General features: G+C 61.8%; 18 protein-coding genes. 15 read left to right on the forward strand and 3 right to left on the reverse strand.

Going from position 1 to position 17,261, the window contains the following annotated elements; genetic code table 11:
- The first annotated feature begins 68 nt into the window (after positions 1-68).
- Together I8J29_RS15175 and I8J29_RS15180 are read left to right on the forward strand one after the other, a co-directional pair.
- The gene (locus tag I8J29_RS15175) at positions 69-1,139 is read left to right on the forward strand and encodes a DUF294 nucleotidyltransferase-like domain-containing protein (protein WP_208848386.1); all 1,071 of its coding nucleotides are present in this window, start codon (positions 69-71) and stop codon (positions 1,137-1,139) included.
- Between the two features lie 20 nt (positions 1,140-1,159).
- Positions 1,160-1,894, forward strand: coding sequence for an exonuclease domain-containing protein (locus tag I8J29_RS15180; RefSeq protein WP_208848387.1), 735 nt, complete (start codon positions 1,160-1,162; stop codon positions 1,892-1,894).
- Here I8J29_RS15180 and I8J29_RS15185 read toward each other — a convergent pair.
- Entirely contained in the window at positions 1,868-2,392 is a 525-nt protein-coding gene (locus tag I8J29_RS15185; protein ID WP_208848388.1) for a M67 family metallopeptidase, read from the reverse strand. The genes I8J29_RS15180 and I8J29_RS15185 overlap by 27 nt on opposite strands.
- Before the next feature lie 159 nt (positions 2,393-2,551).
- Positions 2,552-3,880 (reverse strand): MFS transporter, encoded by a 1,329-nt coding sequence (locus tag I8J29_RS15190; RefSeq protein WP_208848389.1) that lies wholly within the window; start codon positions 3,878-3,880, stop codon positions 2,552-2,554.
- Positions 3,881-4,030: 150 nt separating this feature from the next.
- Between I8J29_RS15190 and I8J29_RS15195 the strand changes: the two genes are divergently transcribed.
- Positions 4,031-4,597: a TlpA family protein disulfide reductase gene (locus I8J29_RS15195; protein WP_208848390.1), complete on the forward strand. Its 567-nt coding sequence runs from the start codon at positions 4,031-4,033 to the stop codon at positions 4,595-4,597.
- Between the two features lie 60 nt (positions 4,598-4,657).
- Here I8J29_RS15195 and cimA read toward each other — a convergent pair whose 3' ends face one another.
- A complete protein-coding gene (gene cimA / locus I8J29_RS15200) occupies positions 4,658-6,271 on the reverse strand; it encodes a citramalate synthase (RefSeq protein WP_208848391.1) in 1,614 nt (537 codons plus the stop codon).
- 194 nt (positions 6,272-6,465) lie between these two features.
- Between cimA and I8J29_RS15205 the strand changes: the two genes are divergently transcribed.
- From I8J29_RS15205 to I8J29_RS15260, 12 genes are all read left to right on the forward strand, one after another.
- Complete coding sequence (locus tag I8J29_RS15205; RefSeq protein ID WP_208848392.1) at positions 6,466-7,752, forward strand: DNA polymerase IV; 1,287 nt, start codon at positions 6,466-6,468, stop codon at positions 7,750-7,752.
- A gap of 72 nt (positions 7,753-7,824) precedes the next feature.
- Entirely contained in the window at positions 7,825-8,061 is a 237-nt protein-coding gene (locus tag I8J29_RS15210) for a ferredoxin (RefSeq protein WP_090635496.1), read from the forward strand.
- Between the two features lie 350 nt (positions 8,062-8,411).
- The gene (locus I8J29_RS15215) at positions 8,412-9,845 is read left to right on the forward strand and encodes a L,D-transpeptidase (RefSeq protein ID WP_208848393.1); all 1,434 of its coding nucleotides are present in this window, start codon (positions 8,412-8,414) and stop codon (positions 9,843-9,845) included.
- 340 nt (positions 9,846-10,185) lie between these two features.
- Positions 10,186-11,286 carry a quinone-dependent dihydroorotate dehydrogenase gene (locus I8J29_RS15220; RefSeq protein WP_208848394.1) on the forward strand — a complete coding sequence of 367 codons (1,101 nt, stop codon included), beginning with the start codon at positions 10,186-10,188 and terminating at the stop codon, positions 11,284-11,286.
- A 15-nt stretch (positions 11,287-11,301) separates the two neighbouring features.
- Positions 11,302-12,105, forward strand: a complete 804-nt coding sequence (gene yjbM, locus I8J29_RS15225; RefSeq protein WP_090635501.1) for a GTP diphosphokinase — start codon at positions 11,302-11,304, stop codon at positions 12,103-12,105.
- Complete coding sequence (locus I8J29_RS15230) at positions 12,106-12,561, forward strand: DUF309 domain-containing protein (protein WP_208848395.1); 456 nt, start codon at positions 12,106-12,108, stop codon at positions 12,559-12,561.
- A 185-nt stretch (positions 12,562-12,746) separates the two neighbouring features.
- Positions 12,747-13,517: a pseudouridine synthase gene (locus I8J29_RS15235; protein ID WP_208848396.1), complete on the forward strand. Its 771-nt coding sequence runs from the start codon at positions 12,747-12,749 to the stop codon at positions 13,515-13,517.
- A gap of 58 nt (positions 13,518-13,575) precedes the next feature.
- Positions 13,576-14,376, forward strand: coding sequence for a Cof-type HAD-IIB family hydrolase (locus tag I8J29_RS15240; protein WP_240546214.1), 801 nt, complete (start codon positions 13,576-13,578; stop codon positions 14,374-14,376).
- 480 nt (positions 14,377-14,856) lie between these two features.
- Entirely contained in the window at positions 14,857-15,459 is a 603-nt protein-coding gene (locus tag I8J29_RS15245) for a LysE family translocator (protein WP_208848397.1), read from the forward strand.
- A 57-nt stretch (positions 15,460-15,516) separates the two neighbouring features.
- Positions 15,517-16,101, forward strand: a complete 585-nt coding sequence (locus tag I8J29_RS15250; RefSeq protein ID WP_240546215.1) for a GNAT family N-acetyltransferase — start codon at positions 15,517-15,519, stop codon at positions 16,099-16,101.
- A gap of 149 nt (positions 16,102-16,250) precedes the next feature.
- Positions 16,251-16,748 carry a GNAT family N-acetyltransferase gene (locus I8J29_RS15255; protein WP_208848398.1) on the forward strand — a complete coding sequence of 166 codons (498 nt, stop codon included), beginning with the start codon at positions 16,251-16,253 and terminating at the stop codon, positions 16,746-16,748.
- An 18-nt stretch (positions 16,749-16,766) separates the two neighbouring features.
- Entirely contained in the window at positions 16,767-17,246 is a 480-nt protein-coding gene (locus I8J29_RS15260) for a TcaA NTF2-like domain-containing protein (RefSeq protein WP_090635511.1), read from the forward strand.
- Positions 17,247-17,261: the final 15 nt, after the last annotated feature.

Consider the following 17,261-nt stretch of genomic DNA (forward strand, 5'->3'; position numbering starts at 1 on the left):
CGCACCGCCGACGACAGCCGGCGGTGCGCGCGTTATTCCGGATATCCACAAATCGAGGTGAACGCAGCATGAACGACCCGGTCCGTGCGAAGCTGCTCGCGCGCATCGAGGCGACGAACGAAGCGGCGGCGCTGCGCAGCTTGCGGGATCAGATCCACGCGCATATGGAGAAGCTGCTGTCCGAGCAACCGATCGAAACCTTCAACGCGGAGCTGAACGAGGTTCACGACGCCTTCATTCGGCGCGCGGTCGCGCTCTCGGAAGCGCGGATGGTCCGGAAGGGGCACGGTCCTCCTCCCGTGCCATACGCTTATTTATTATTCGGCAGCGGAGGCAGAGGGGAACAAACGTTGACGAGCGATCAGGACAGCGGGCTCGTTTACGAGGATCCGCCCGACGAATCGCGGTTGGAGGCAGCGGCGGACTATTTCGGCGAATTAGCCCGGTCGGTCGTCGCGATGCTGCAGGAGCTGGGATACCCGCCCTGCGAAGGCGAGGTTGTCAGCGCTAATCCGCTATGGTGTCAGTCCTTGTCGGCTTGGAAGGCCAAACTGGATCTCTGGATCGGGGAACCGGACTGGGAGCGCGTGCGCTATTTGCTCATTGTCGCCGACAGCCGGATCGTTGCCGGCGCGGCGGGACCGGGGGAGGCGCTGAAGGCCCATTTCTACGCGAACAAGGCGCTTCATCCCGAAATCGTCGAACGCATGCTGAACAACACGATGCGGCATAAAGCGCTCGTCGGCGTCTTCGGGCAGCTGTTCAAGGAGCATTACGGGGAAGATGCGGGCAGTCTGGACCTGAAATACGGCGCGTATATACCGATGGTGAACGCCGTTCGGCTGCTCGCGATTCAGGCCGACGTGGAGCGCGCGTCGACGCTGGCCCGCATCGGCGAGCTGACGCGCGCCGGCGTGTTCTCGGACGAAGACGGCGGCGCGTACGCCGAGGCGTTCCGCTTGTTTTTGCGCCTGCGGCTCATGACGACGTCCAAGCTCGAGGGCGGCTTCTATACGAATAACGGCAAGCTTTCCGGCGCGCTTCTGACCAAAGAACTCATCGAGGAACTGAAGACGGGGCTTCGCGTCGTCAAGAAGCTGCAGAAATACGTGCGGAGGCGGGCGTCCGGCAGGTTCTGAGCATTCCGGAGGGGAGTAGCATGAAGGAGCAAAAAGGCGTAGGCCGAATGTGGCATCTGTACAAAATGGGCGGACTCACGCCGGCATTGGCTTCGATGATGGGCGCGCAAAACGCGCAGCAGATGGCGTTTATCCGCTCCATGTCCAAGGAGCAACGGAAGGATTCCATCATGGATCAGCTCCTGGACGAGATGGAGGTCGTGGTGTTCGACTTGGAGACGACCGGATTTTACCCGACGAACGGGGACGAGATCCTATCGTTCGGCGCGGTGCTGCTGCGGGGAAATCGGATCGTGGAGGAGCAGTCGTTTTACAGCCTGGTCAATCCGAAGCGGAGAGTGCCGAAGCATATCACGGAATTGACCGGCATTACGAACGACATGGCGTCGGACGCCCCCGACCTGATGCAGGTGCTGCACGATTTCATGGAATTCGTCGGCAAACGGCTGCTCATCGCGCACGCGAGCGGGCATGACAAACAGTTTTTGAACAGCGCGCTCTGGCGGACGTCCAAGGTGAATCTGACGCATCGGGTGCTCGATACGATTATGGTCGCGAAATGGCTGGAGCCCGAGCTTGCCGGCTACGGCCTGGACGACCTGCTGGAGCAGAACGGCATCGAAATCACGCGCCGTCATCACGCGCTCGAGGATTCCCGCATGACGGCCCAACTCTGGCTGCATTATTTGCGCCGGATGCTGGACCGGAACGTCGCGACGCTAGGGGACTTATACGCGTATTTGAGCAAGCATTAAGGGCAGGAACGATTCGCCGCGCACCCAATACGTCCGGATGGCCAGCGTCCGGCCGAGCGCGTCCGGCGACAGAATCCAATACGACGTTCCGCTCCCGTGTTCGACGGCGGCGAACGGAAATCCGGCATGATCGGCCTTGCTGGGCACGGGCGGGGAACCGGGATGGGAATGAAAGAAACCGACAAGCGATTGTCGGTTTTTTTGCATGTCGTAGACCGCGCGGACCCAGTCATGCGGATCGAACGCGAATTGCGTCTCCGGGCGAGCGGCCGCGTTCTTGACGGGCAGGACGCCGGTGACGCGAAGAACGTCCGCCGCAGCCTGCGCGGGAGCGGGACTGCCGATCTCGGCCAAGCGATGTCCGGCCAGTCCATGTCCAGGCTGTCGATGCCCGGTTAGTACGCCGCAAGCTTCATGGGGCAGCGCGTCCATGGTCAGCGCGAATAAGGCCTGATAGGCTTCAGACGTCAATTCCGCCTTCAACGGTATGTCATTCATGTTTGTTCTCCTTCTGCGCTTCTAGTCCGCAGGCATGTCGAATGCCATCAGTATAGCGCAGAAAGCGGGAAACGACCATCGACGTTGTTAGGAACAAGCGGACAGATGCCGTGTCGCCGTGTCCGGCAAGCGCCGTCTCCGATTGGGCGGAAGGAGCGTTTACTTGGCCGTCGCCGCGTCTCCGGCCTGCTTCGGCGGATGGACGAGGAAGACGATGAGCAGCAGCGCGCAGACGGATAAGCCCGCGACGATGCCGTACAGCAGCGCGTCCGAATAGCCGGCGATCCAGCCGAACAAGGGCGGCCCGAAGGCGACGCCGAGGAAGCGGAGGCTGCTGTAAAGCGACGTGACCATGCCGCGGTGCTGCCGGTCGACGGCGCCGGTAATGAGCGTGTTCAGGCACGGCAGCAGCAGGCCGGTTCCCAAGCTGCTGAGCGAGGCGAACCCGATCAGCAGGTAAATATTGCGATGCCACAGCGCGGCGGCCGCGAGGGACGCGCTCATGACGGCCAAGCCGATGAGCATAAGGGCGCGCATCAGCTTGCCGTTGTTCTTGATCTTGCGTCCCGTTACGTAGGCGGTGATGACCAGGAACAGGAGCGGGATCGCCAGCACGCCGCCTTTGGCGACGCCGTCGACGCGATAAGGCGCCTTCTCGAGCAGGTCGGAGAGGCGGAAGAGCACGCCGAACAGGATGAACAGGCCGAGGGAGCCCGAGACGAAGGCGCCGATCAGCCAGCGGCCCTTCTCCTTGAAGAGCTTGCCGATGTCCTTGACGTATTGCCCGAGCGGCAGCGGTTCGGACTTTCCGTCCTTCGGCGCTTCCTGAATGAGGAACATCATGGCGAAGAACGAACCGGCGCAGAAGACCGGGAACGCGAACAGCGGCATATACCACATAATCAAGGCGAGCAGCGATCCGATGATCGGACTGACGACCTTGCCGGCGCCGTTGGAGGCTTCGATCAGCCCGAGCGCCTCGCTCTCCGCGCCGTCCTTGTATTTGTCGCCGACGAGCGCCATCGCGATCGGCGACGTGCCGGCGGCTCCGATGCCTTGAAGCGCCCGGGCGGCGATCAGGAAGCCGTATGAATTCATGACCGCGGCGATGCCCGCCCCGATTCCCGCGATGCCGTACACGGCCAGCGATATCAGAATGACGGCTTTGCGCGAGTAGCGGTCGGACAAGTAACCGGAAAGCGGTATAATGAGACCGGCGGCGACGGAAAATAACGTAATGACGAGGCTGGCCTGAAACGTCGAGATGTGCATGTGCTTCTCCATGTCGGGCAAAATCGGCACGAGCATGGAATTGCCAAGCACGAGCACGAGCGGTACCGTGGCGAGCGCGGCGTATTCCAGCCATTTGCCGCCGCCTTTGCCCTTGCTTTGACCTTTCGCGGACGAAGCCGAGCCGCTGTCCGAAGACGCCGTGCGCAGTTTGCCGGGCTTGCTTCCCGCCCCGCGCGATTTCGTTGAACCGTTCATGCGATGAATGCCTCCAAGCGCTAGAGGATGACCTTGCGGTCTCGACGGTTAATGTGCCCCCGAACTTGAGCTTCCATTCCTGAACATGGTAACATGGAGGGAGCGTGCCCAGGCATCGCAATCGACAAATTTGGTGAAAGAAGGCGCATCATGAAACGATCGATCGTATTGCTCGTCATCGTGCTGGTTTTGGCAGGTGCCGCAGTCTATCAAAATAAAGGCAAGCACGACGACGCGCTTGCCGCTTCGTCCGACATGCTTCCGAAGCCGGGGTACACGGCGCCGACGCTCAGCCTCCCCGACCTGAAGGAGGAGCCGGTCGCCATCGGCGGGAAGAAGGAGCAGCTGACGCTCGTCAATTTCTGGGCGTCCTGGTGCTATCCGTGCGAGATGGAAGCGCCCGATCTGCAGGCGTTGTCGAAGAAATACGCGGGCAAGCTGCAAATTCTCGGCATTAACGCCACGAGCGTCGACAAGGAACGCCAAGCCCGCGAATTCGTCGACCAGCAGAAGCTGTCCTTCCCGATCCTGATGGACCGCGACGGCGACGCCCAGAAGCTGTATAAAGTCAATTCCTTCCCGATCAGCCTGCTGATCGACAGCAACGGCATCGTCCGGGAGCGGGTCGAAGGCGTCATTACGAAGGCGAAGTGGCAGGGCTTCATCGACAAATGGCTGGATGCCGAAAGCGGGCAGAAAGCCGGTTCGAGCACGTGACCAGACCGGGACATAAAAAAGCCGGAGCCCAAGGGCTCCGGCTTTTTGCGTCCGGTGCGGTTAATGATTAATGAGCCCGAGCTCTTCCCGGGGTTCGTCTAGCATTTCGATTTTGTTCTTGGTGAGCAAGGCGTAACGGATGCTGTCCACGAGCGCTTCCCAGCTCGCTTCGATGACGTTGCTCGAGACGCCGACCGTGCTCCACGTGCTCTTGAAATCGGTCGTCTCCATCAGCACGCGAACCTTGGCGGCCGTCGCGTCCTTCTCGTCGATCACGCGGACCTTATAATCGGACAAGTGGAAATCGTTGATGCTCGGGTAGAATTGCTCCAACGCCTTGCGCAGGGCGTTGTTAAGCGCGTTGACCGGACCGTTGCCTTCGGCCGCCATGTAGACGGGTTGTCCGTCGACGTTCACTTTGACGATGGCTTCGGCGTTCATCGCGTGGCCGTTCGTCTTCTCGACGAGCATCTTGAGCGATTCCAGCTTGAAGATTTCCTTCATTTCGCCGAACGCGTCGCGAAGCAGCAGCTCGAGGGACGCATCGGCGCCTTCGAATTGATAGCCTTGATGCTCGAGATCCTTGATCCGCTCCATGATGCGCTTCGTCTTCTCGTTGTTCGCGTTGATGTCGAGGCCGAGCTCCTGCGCCTTGGAGATGATGTTGCTTTGTCCCGCGAGCTCGGAGACGAGCACCCGCTGCTTGTTGCCGACCAGCTCCGGCCGGATATGCTCGTACGTCTTGGAATCCTTCAAGATCGCGGACACGTGAATGCCGCCCTTGTGGGCGAACGCGGCGTTCCCGACGTACGGCTGGGCGACCGGCATGTGCACGTTCGCGATTTCGCTGATGTACCGCGCCGTCTGGGTCAGCGAATGAAGCTGCTCGTCGCTGACGCAGCGGTAATCCATCTTTAATTGAAGCGTCGGGATGATCGAGCAGAGATTGGCGTTGCCGCACCGTTCGCCGTAGCCATTGATCGTGCCCTGCACCTGCCGCGCGCCCGCTTGCACGGCGGCCAGCGTGTTGGCGACGGCGAGCTCGCAGTCGTTATGGGTATGGATGCCGATCGGAGAGCCGATCTCCGCCGCGACGCGGGAGACGATCGCATGAACCTCCGAAGGCAGCGTGCCGCCGTTCGTATCGCACAGGACGATCCAGTCGGCGCCGGCTTCATGGGCTTTGCGCAGCACGGCCAGCGCGTAGTCCGGATTGTGCTTGTACCCGTCGAAGAAATGCTCCGCGTCGAAGATCGCTTCCACGCCCTTCTGCTTCAGGTACGCGAAAGAGTCGTAGATCATCGCCAGGTTCTCTTCGAGCGTCGTCTGCAGCGCCGTATGTACGTGAAAGTCCCACGACTTGCCGACGAGCGTGGCGGCCGGAACGCCGGATTCCACGATGCGCACCAGGCTGCTGTCCTGTTCGGCGGTGCTGTTCTTGCGCCGCGTGCTGCCGAAGGCGGTCAGCTTGGCGTTCAGCCGCAAGCCTTTCGCCCGCTGGAAGAATTCGATGTCCTTGCTGTTGCTGCCCGGATTTCCGCCTTCAATATAATGAACGCCTAACAAATCGAGCTTTTGGGCGATTTTGATTTTATCTTCTGCGGAAAGACTGATGCCCTCTCCCTGCGTACCGTCACGAAGCGTCGTGTCGAATATGGAGATCGTGTTTCCCATGAATGTAGAAGCCCCCTTCCTTTATCCCTTTAAAGCAATCATAATTTTATTATTATACCATTAGAAGAAGGGCGCGTAAACGTTCGCAGGAGAGGCTTGCGGGCAGGCAGGTTGACGTTCCGGCGGGACGATTGGTATGCTGGACGTACGATCATATGATCGCCTTATTCCAACCGGGAAGGATGAATGCCGCGATGACGAAGGAGCGGGAAACGGCGCCTCCCAAACGCCGGGTCATTCTTCATTTGGACATGAACGCCTTCTATTGCTCCGTCCATGAAGCGGAGGAGCCGCACTTATATAAAGGAAAGGCGACGGCGGTCGCCGGCAGCGTGGAGCAGCGGCGGGGAATCATCGTGACGTCGTCGTACGCGGCGCGCGCGCAAGGCGTCAAGACGGGCATGACGGTGCGCGAAGGACAGCGGCGCTGCCCGGATCTGATCCTGATCAAGCCCGATTTCAACCTGTACCGGACGTACTCCCGCGGCTTCATGTCGATCGCGAGGCAGTACACGCCGCTCGTGGAGGCCGTGTCGATCGACGAATGCTACCTCGATATTACGGGCTCGTCGGCCTTCGGCGAGCCGCTGCAGATCGCGCGGGACATTCAGCAGCGAATCCGAACGGAATGGAACTTGCCCTGTTCGATCGGCGTCGCCCCGAACAAGCTGCTGGCCAAGATGGCGTCCGACATGCAGAAGCCGAACGGCTTCACCGTGCTGCGCATCCGCGACGTGCCGGAGCTGCTCTGGAGCAAGCCGTGCGACACGCTCTTCGGCATCGGGCGCAAGACGGCGGACAAGCTGACGAAGCTGAACATCCGCACGATCGGGCAGCTCGCCGCGGCCGAAGAGGCGATGCTCGTCAAGCATTTCGGCGTCGTCGGCTCCTGGATGAAGGCGGCGTCGCACGGCTACGATTACGCGCCGGTCAACGCGGAGCGCGAGCGGAACAAGTCGATCGGCCATACGACGACGCTGCCGAGGGACGTGACGGATCCCGACGAGGCCCACCGCATCCTGCTCAATCTGGCGGACCAAACCGGCCGGCGGATGCGCCAACAGAAAATGATGGCGTCGACCATTCAAATCGTCATCCGGCGGCCGGACATGACGACGATCAACCGCTCGGTCACGCTGACGGCCCCGACGGACGCCGCTTCCGACATCCACCGCGAGGCGTGCAAGCTGTTCGATAAGCATTGGAAGCGCGGAGAGCCGGCGCGCCTGCTCGGCATCACGCTTCAGAATCTATCGCTGCAAGCGGAAACGGCCGTGCAGCTGGACTTGTTCAGCTATGGGGAACAGCCGAAGAAGGAGGCGCTGACGCGCGCGATGGACAAGCTGCGGGACAAATTCGGAGAGGATGCGGTGCTCACCGCGGGCATGCTCGGAGACGATCCGTCCGCGTTAATTCGCAATAAACGAATTCGCGGGACATCCTTGCAAAGGGACGAGCATATGTTATATAGTGATGATTGAAGGTTGTATACTTGGGAAATGAAAGCACTTCCGTAAGTTTTTGAAACTTACCATTAATAGGAGGGAACCACGATGTCGAAGTTTACTTGGGTTGAGAAAGATACGTGCATTGCTTGCGGAGCATGCGGGGCAACGGCACCGGACATTTACGACTACGACGACGAAGGCTTGGCAGAGGTTATTTTCGGCAACGACGGTAACCACGGCAATACCGAAATTCCGGAAGACTTGTACGACGATCTGCAAGATGCGGCGGACGGTTGCCCGACGGACTCCATCAAAATCGCAGACACGGCTTTCAATAACTAATAGAGCATGAACCGCATAGAGCGGCCGGAGATCCCGTTTCCTGTTACGACAGGGGATGGGATCTTTCTCGTTTGAGGGGGGAGATCGTTCTACTGATGTGATATTGGCATTTACCGATTCTTGTGCAGCTCCGCTAGAATAAGCGGGAGTTTTCAATGCGCGAGGAATGGGGGGTCATATGCGAAGGCGGTTGCGCTCGGCGTCGTGCCGGCGGAGCCGGGCCGGCGAGATGGAGACGGAATCCGACGCGCACAAGGCGCCTATTTCGGTGGAAAGAACCGTGCGGATATTATCCGGGCGGCTCTTTTGCCGATATAGAAGCTGATGAACCCCAAGCAGGAGGGCCGCGAATGGATATCCACGACGATATGAATTACCTGAAGCGCTACGTGCAAAACCATCCAAATAACCGCATGGCCTGGTATTTGCTGGGCAAGCAGTACATGCAAGAGGGCAAGGAAGCGAAGGCGAACTACTGCTTCCTGCAGTCCGGCAGCATCTACGACGCGTACGAGCGCAAGCAGCATCCGCTCGCGAACGAGCCGAAACAAATGATCGCCGCCTGGAACCGCAAGCGCGGCCGCCGCTTCCTGGCGCTGCGGACGGGCGGGGCGGCCGCGATTCTGCTGGCGCTGATGCTGGCCATCTCGCCGGGCGGCCCGAAGGACGAGGCCGATCCCGCGGACGTGGCCGCGGAAGCGGGGACGCTCGCCGCGGGATCGGCGCCGGGGCCGGGTCAAGCCGCCGCTCCGGCCGGCCCGGAGGTCGTCGTCGTCAAGCCGGCCGCCGGCGAGGGCGGCTTGCTCGGCCAGGCGCTCGGCGCGCTGCTCGGCGGAGCCGCGCCGCGGGAGGGCTTGGGCGTCGCGCTTGAGCCGGCCGGCGCTTGGCGCCTGTGGACGGGGAAGACGCGCCTGCTGGCGCAGACGGCGCGGCAGAGCCGCGGCGACGCAGAGGTCGCGATGCTCGACGCGAAAGCGTGCGCCTGCGAGCCGGCTGACGCTTCGGCCGCGCGGGCGATCTACGCGCGGTGGAGCGCGCGGCAGGAATTGACCTGGACGCTCGCGAGCGCGATCTCGCATTACCGGGAGCGAACGAAGCGTTGGCCGGCATCGCTCGCCGACCTGGTCCAGCCGTATCCGGACAATACGCTGTCGGGGACTACGAAGGAAATGCAAGCCATGTTCGCGCCGCTGATTCGGGCAATGAAGGAGGAAGCCGCGGCGAGCGCGGACCCGGCTAACGGGGAGGCGAACGCCGCTTCAGACGCGCCTGAAGGCGGCGACGCCGCGAAGAGCGCAGCCCCCGCCGCCGGCGCGGCGCCGTCTCCGGCGCCGCTGCCGGCCGGACCGCTCGCGATCATCGTCGACAAGGACGCGCACCGGCTCGCCGTCGTCAGCGGCGACGTCATCGTCCGCAGCTATCCCGTCGGGCTCGGCGGGGCGAAGACGCCGGAAGGCGGTTTCGTCATTAGCGAGAAGGTGCGCAGTCCGAGAGGGCGGACCCCCGGCGAGTTCGGCACCCGCGGCATGGCGCTGTCGGATACGGCATACGCGATTCACGGCACGAACGACGGGGACAGCATCGGCAAGGACGAGTCGCACGGCTGCATCCGGATGGCGCGGCAGGATATCGAGGAATTGTACGACCTCGTGCCCTTGGGGACGAGGGTCGCGATAAAAAGCGGCGTACTTCCCGCTGCCTCCGCGCCGGCCGCGGGGCGTTTCCGCCTGCGGCCGGCCGAGGACGAGACGAACCCCGCCGTCGTGTACGTATGGCTTGATTAACCGGACCGCTTACTGGTCCACAATAAGAAGAACGGCCATGACGGCGACGGTGACGACGAAGACCGATCCGATCCAGATGAGCGCTTTCTTGTTGACCTCTTCCTTTTGTTTCGTTTTCATGACGGGCGGTTTCTTTCTGGCGTGGCTCATGCGGATCAACCTTTCTCGGGAAATAGGAATATGCCCTTATTGTAATCGTTTTCCGGCGCCGAAACAACCGCTTCGCGCGGCGCGAAAGGCGCGGCGGCAGGGCGCAAAGCGGGCGTTACTCTTTCTTTTTCGCCCCCGACTTGATAAACTGTTCGATAGAGCTTAAGACGCAGAACGGAGTGACTTCGACTTGTTGTACACGAAAATTGCCAAGCCTTATTTCTTCCGCATGGACGCCGAGAAAGCCCATCACATGGTGATCGACGGGCTGCATACGGCGCGGCGGGTGCCCGGCGTTCCCGCGGTGATGCGCGCGATGTACGGGGTAGCCGAAGCGAAGGAGCTGGAGACGAGCCTGTTCGGGCTGCGCTTCCCGCATCCGGTCGGCCTCGCGGCGGGACTGGACAAGAACGCGAAGGCCGTCGACATGTTCGCCAACATCGGCTTCGGGTTCGCGGAGGTCGGCACGGTGACCCCGAAGGGACAAGCTGGCAACGAGCAGCCGCGGCTGTTCCGCCTGCCGAGCGACGAAGCGCTCGTCAACCGGATGGGCTTCAACAACGACGGCGCCGCCGCGATGGCGGAGCGGCTCGGCCGGTTGGGCCGGCACCGCATTCCGATCGCCGTCAATATCGGCAAGAACAAAACGACGCCGAACGAGCTCGCCCACGAGGATTACCGGGCCTGCTTGAGGCAGCTTTATACATACGGCGACTTTTTCGTCGTCAACATCAGCTCGCCGAACACGCCGGACCTGCGAGCGCTCCAGCACGGGGACGAGCTCAAGCTGCTCTTGTCGGCGGTCATGGAGGAGAGCGGCGCGCAGGCGGCGAAGAGCGGGGCGGCCCGCAAGCCGGTGCTGGTCAAGATCGCGCCGGACATGAGCGCGGATCAGCTCGGGTATACCGCGGAGACGATCGTCGCGAGCGGCGTGGACGGCATCATCGCCACCAACACGACGATCGGCCGCGACGGTCTCCGCCATCCGAACGCCAAAGAAACCGGCGGCCTGAGCGGCAAGCCGCTTCGCGAGCGTTCGACGGAAATCGTGCGCGAGGTGTACCGGCTGACGGGCGGACGGCTGCCCATTATTGGCTCCGGCGGCATCTTTACGGCATCGGATGCATACGATAAAATTCGCGCGGGTGCAAGTCTTGTAGAAATTTATACGGCGCTCATCTACAGAGGGCCGGAGCTGCTCCGCGAACTGACGGAAGGACTCAAGGCTTTATTGAAGAAAGACGGTTATACATCGATCGTGGAGGCCATTGGAGCAGATCATCGGTCTTAGACAGGAGGCGGCCGGATGGACGGAAGAGACTGGGGACTATTTTTGCAGCCATATGAACAGGCAGTGGAAGAATTGAAGGTCAAATTGAAGACGCTCCGGACCGAACTGAAGAATCGGGAAGCGTACGCGCCGATCGAGTTCGTCACGGGGCGGGTCAAGAAAATTTCGAGTATTTTGGAGAAGGCCAAGCGGCTGTCGGTGCCGATGGAAAAGATCGATACCGGCATCGAGGATATCGCGGGCATCCGCATCATGTGCCAATTCGTCGACGACATTCACCGGGTCGCGGCGCTCATTCGTTCGCGCAAGGATCTGAAGCTGGTTTATGAGAAAGACTATATTACGAATTTCAAGGACAGCGGGTACCGCAGCTATCATATGATCGTCGAATATCCCGTTCAGACGGCCATCGGGCTCAAAAACGTGCTGGCGGAAATCCAAATCCGGACGCTGGCGATGAATTTTTGGGCGACGATCGAGCACTCGCTGAACTATAAGTATAAAGAAAGCCTGCCGGAGGACGTGCGCGACCGGCTGAAGAAAGCGGCGGAGGCGGCTTCGCAGCTCGATACCGAGATGTCGAGCATCCGCAACGAGATCTTGGACGCGCAGCGGGATTTCGAAGAGAAATCCAACATGTACTCGAGCGTGCTGAGCGACATTCAGGAGCTGTACTTCTTCCGGCGCGTCCGCGAGGCGGTTCAGTTCCAGCTGAAGTTCAACGAAGTGTGGGAGAAGGAAGACGCGTTCGCGATCCGCATGCTGTCCGACGAGATCAAGTCGGCGATCCAGCGCGCGAAGAAGGGCGGGTCGAACTGAATGGCTTCGGCGCCTCCGTACGACGAGAAATTCGTCCGCTTCGTCGTGCTGTTCAACGTCGACGAGGATTATTTCGAATGCCACGAAGTCATGGAAGAGCTGTGGCTGGAGGAAGGCCGGAGCACGCTGTACCAAGGGCTGCTGCAAGCCGCGGTGGGTCTCCATCATTGGCGCAACGACAACTTCTCCGGCGCGGCGAAGCTGTTCGCCCAGGCGGAGAACAAGCTCGCGGCTTATCCGGACGAGACGTCGGGCCTCGACCTGGGGCGGCTGCGCGCCGACATCGCGGACAGCCTGGCGAGGCTGAGGCCGTACGTGGAAGGCGCCGGTAGTTCCGCGGCGCCGGCGCCGGCATTCCGGCCGTTCCGCCTGCGCGTGACGGACGGGTCGCTTCGGACGCTGGCGGACGCGCTCGCCGCGCTGCCGCCTTCGGAACGGCTCGGCCGCGACGAGTAGCGGACAGCCGCCTGGCCCGGGCGGGACCGCGACGGCCGCCGATGGATTCGGAACCCCGCGACGGGACCGGATGCGTCGGCGGTTTTTTGTCATCGCGGACGCGCTTGAGGTTCTCGCCGCAGAGGCCCGCAGGGTTGGTCTGGCCGCGGCTTTAAGGTACAATGAACGAGGGAGTTGAACGACGGATGGCGAAACGGATGCGGCTGGACAAGCTGCTGGCGAATATGGGCTTCGGCACGCGCAGCGAAGTGAAGCGCGCGGTGAAGCAAGGCCGCGTGACGGTGGACGGCAAGACGGCGAAGGACTTCGGCATGACGCTGGATCCGGAGGCGGCGGACGTTAAGTTCGACGGCGAGGCGGTCGTGTACCGCGAGACGATCTACGTCATGCTGAACAAGCCGCAGGGGGTCGTCTCGGCGACGGAAGACGCGCGGGACCGCACGGTGATCGATTTGCTCGATCCCGATGACCGGATCCTGGAGCCGTTCCCGGTCGGCCGGCTCGACAAGGACACGGAGGGGCTGCTGCTGCTGACGAACGACGGCAAGCTGGCGCACGAACTGCTGTCGCCGCGCAAGCATGTCCCGAAGACGTACGAGGCGGTCGTGCGCGGCGACGTGGATGCCGACGATCAAGCGGCGTTCAAGCGAGGCGTGACGCTCGACGACGGCTACGAGACGATGCCCGCCGAATTGACGATCGGGGACAAGGAATCGCGGCCGGACGGAATTCACAGCCGGATCCGGCTCACGATCCGCGAAGGCAAGTTTCATCAAGTGAAACGGATGTTCGAAGCGGTCGGCAAGCAGGTCGTCTACTTGAAGCGGGTCTCCATGGGACCGCTCCGGTTGGACGAGTCCCTGAAGCTCGGCGACTACCGCCCGCTTACGGAGGCGGAGCTGGACGAACTCTTGACCGCGCACGCCGGAGCCGGCCGCAACGCGCAACCTACATAGATAACCATCAGAGAGACAGAGACAGAGACCAACCAGGAGACGGGAGAGACCTACTGCCATGGGAAACATCAACTTTGATTTGATCGCGCTCGACATCGACGGGACGCTGCTCAACGACAGCCACATCCTGACCGCGGCCGTGCGGGACGCCGTGCGCGAAGCGCATCGGCGCGGGGCCGAAATCGTGCTCTGCACGGGAAGAGGGCCGGTCAACGCGATGCCCGTTCTGGAGGAGCTGGGCCTCGCGGGCACGATGATCACGCATAACGGCGCCGCCACGGTCGACTCGGCCAGCCGCCGCGTGCTGCACCAATTCAGCATCGATCCCGCGGAGGTGGCGCGTTTCCGGGATTACTGCCTGCAGGGCAAGCTGCATTTCGATCTGAACACGCCGTTCGAAATGTGGATCGAGGACTTGACGCCGGACGCGGAGAAAATGTACGGCCTCTACGGCGCCCGTCCCGTCCTGCGCGATCCGAACGCGCCGCTGCCGGAAGGGCTCGTCAAGTTTACGCTGTTCGGCGCCATCGCGCAGCTCGATGCCGTCGAGGCGGAGTGGAACGCGTGGACGCACGGGCTGCAGCATATCCGCAGCGGCGATTATTTCATCGACGTGCAGCATAAGGACGCGAGCAAGGGCCACGCCTTGCGGCAGCTTGCGAGCTTGAGAGGGATCGACCAGAGCCGCGTCATGGCGATCGGCAACTATTTCAACGATGTGGGCATGCTGACGTTCGCGGGCATGGGCGTGGCGGTCGCCAACTCGCCGGAAGCGGTCAAGGCGGCGGCGAACGCGCTGACCCGTTCGAACGAAGAAGACGGCGTCGCGCACGCGCTGCGCGAATTCGCGCTCGCTTGAGACCGCGGGACGCGCATCCCGCGGGTCGCCGCGCGCGGAATCTCGGTCCGGTTGCCGGGCCGCGGCAACATGAAAAACCGTCGAAGGAAACCCTCGACGGTTTTATCATTATCGGCTAGAGGATCGTGTGAGTTAGACCAGAACTCCGCGGGATACGATGACCAGCAGAATGAACAGTACCAGAATCACGCCTACGAAACTTCCTCCGAATCCCAATGCACCGGACATGCGAATGCCTCCCTTGAAAGGTATTTCCGGCGCCGGCTTCATATATGTCGTGTTGTTCTCGGCACCCGGTATACTGTATTGTATGAAAAAAGGTAAAAGCGGATTGGACATCCGCCCGCGTCGCGGAGATTTGGGCATTCGCTACCGGGGAAACGACCCGGGAACGGGATGTCCGTACGCGAGGCAAGCATGGGGGAAATCCGGCCCGGCGGCGCATGCCCGCGCAACGGCCGAGAAGCGGGGATTGGATAGATGATAATCGCAGCGAAAGGCATGCTGATCGGCTTATCGATCGCGGCCCCCGTAGGGCCGATCGGCCTCTTATGCATGAAGCGCGCCTTGAACCAGGGCCGGCGTTACGGGCTGGCGTCCGGACTGGGCGCGGCGACGGCCGACGGACTTTACGGGCTCGCTGCCGCGTTCGGCTTCGACGCGGCGACGGCATGGCTGCTGGCCGCGCAGGACGCCGTGTCGGCCGCCGGCGGCTTGTTTCTTTGTTACCTCGGCTGGCGAACGTTCCGCTCCGGCGCGGACGGCGCCGGGGCAGCGGGAAGGAGCGGCAGTCTGGCCGGCGCCTATTGGACGACGTTCGCGCTGACGATCGCGAACCCGGCGACGATCCTGTCGTTTTTGGGCATTTTCGCCGGGCTCAACGTCGTGGATGCTTCCGCCTTCCGGCTGCTGACGCTCGTGGGCGGCATCTTCGCGGGTTCGGCGTGCTGGTGGCTCGGGCTCAGCCTGACCGTCGGTGCCTTGCGCCGGACGCTCAAGCCCGCCGCCATGCGGCAGATTAACCGGCTGTCGGGGCTGCTGCTCGCCGGCTTCGGGCTATACGCGCTATCGCGCTTGCTGTAACGCGGCATCCGCCGCGATCGGAGAAGCGCGAACTTACAAACGAACGGAGAACGAACCATGATGCCAATCCATGAAATGCATCGTCTGAAGCTGCGGACGAAGCGCCTCGTCATGCAAGTCGTCGACGAATCGTATGCCGCGCGGGTACTGGCGTTCGTGAAACGCAACCGGGAAGCGCTGGCCGAATGGGAGCCCGACCGCGACGAGACGTATTACACGCAGGAGACGCAGCGGCAGCTGATCCGGCAGGAACTGCAGAGCATGGACGGCGGGCACAGCGTACGGTTTTGGCTGACGACCGCCGAAGACCCGGACGGGGACATCGTCGGCACGGTGTCGCTCTCCAATATCGTGCGCGGGGCCTTCCAGTCCTGCCATCTCGGGTACCGGATGGATTTGCTGCACCGCAACAAGGGCTATATGACCGAGGCCGTCTCGCATGCCGCGGCGTTCGCGTTCGAGCGGCTCAACCTGCACCGGATCGAAGCCAACGTCATGCCCCGGAACGCGGCTTCCTTGAAGGTGGTCGAACGGCTCGGCTTTCGCAGCGAGGGCGTGGCGAGCGAGTATCTGCGCATCCACGGCGCGTGGGAGGATCACGTCCATATGGTGCTGCTGAATCCGTCCTGGTCGGAGCGGTAGCCGGCGCCGCGGCGAACATTAACCTTTTCTCAGGCATTTATGCGGGTTCGGGTTTCATGGTAAGATAAAAGGCGTAAAATAGAAGGCGTAAAAGGCGTAAAGTAAAAGACGCACCTTTGGATCCGGCATTCGAAAGGAAGCGTGCAGCCATGGAGCTATCCTTCAGACGCGCGTCGCGCGGGCTGATCGCGGCGGAGCTGGCGATTTTGAACGCCAATCCGTATTTTAACCGCTTGTCCAAGGATAAAGAGCGGCTGACGGCCGCGGACGTTGAAGCGGAACATCGGGATGCCGAGGCCGCCGGCGCGGAGCGGTACGTCCTTTTCGCGGACGGAGAGCCCGTCGGCGTCCTTGAATTTCTGATGATCAATCCGAACGATGCCTGCGCGTGGATCGGACTGCTCGTGATCCGGTCGCAAAGCCACGGCAGGGGATACGGGAAACGGGCGCTGGCCTGGTTCGACGCTTTGATGCGCGACCGCGGCGTGACCGTCCACCGGCTCGGCGTGCTGGCGGGCAACGCGCCCGCGCACGCGTTTTGGCGCAGTCAAGGCGCCGCGGAGGTCAAACCCGCCGTCCTGCCCGACGGCAAACCGATCGTCATCTACGAACGGTTCGTCCGGGGCGGGGACGGATGCATTTCATAAAGACGGGAGATTAAGCGAATGTACAGAATAGCGATGCTCGGCGTGCTGCTATGTCTGGCCGTGCTGCTGAACGCCTGTTCGGCGAGCGAGGATACCCCACCGCAGGATCCCGTCTCGGGCGAACAGATTGATTATAGAGATTCGACGGGCGCTACCGACGTCATGAACGCCTACGAAGAATCGATGGTCGAAGCGATCAACAAGAACCGCTTCTCGCTGGTGGCGGGGTTGCTCGACCCGGAAGGACCGCTGTACAAGGAGCAGGATAACCTCGTCCGCCATCTCAGCGGCTTGAACATCAAGGAGAAGCTGATCCGCTTCCAGATCATGAACATCCAAAAAATCAACGGCGAATACAAGTTTTACATCGTCGAGAAGATCGGCATTTATTATCCCGAGGGCAAATCGACGGTCAACGAATACCAATGGATCTACACCGTCACGCAGCATCCCGCCACGAACGCGTTCAAGGTATTCAGCATCGAACGCTGGGAATAGCCGCGCAGGCGCGCG

Origin of the sequence: Paenibacillus artemisiicola (assembly GCF_017652985.1) — a bacterium.
In the GTDB taxonomy this organism is placed as follows: domain Bacteria; phylum Bacillota; class Bacilli; order Paenibacillales; family Paenibacillaceae; genus Paenibacillus_Z; species Paenibacillus_Z artemisiicola.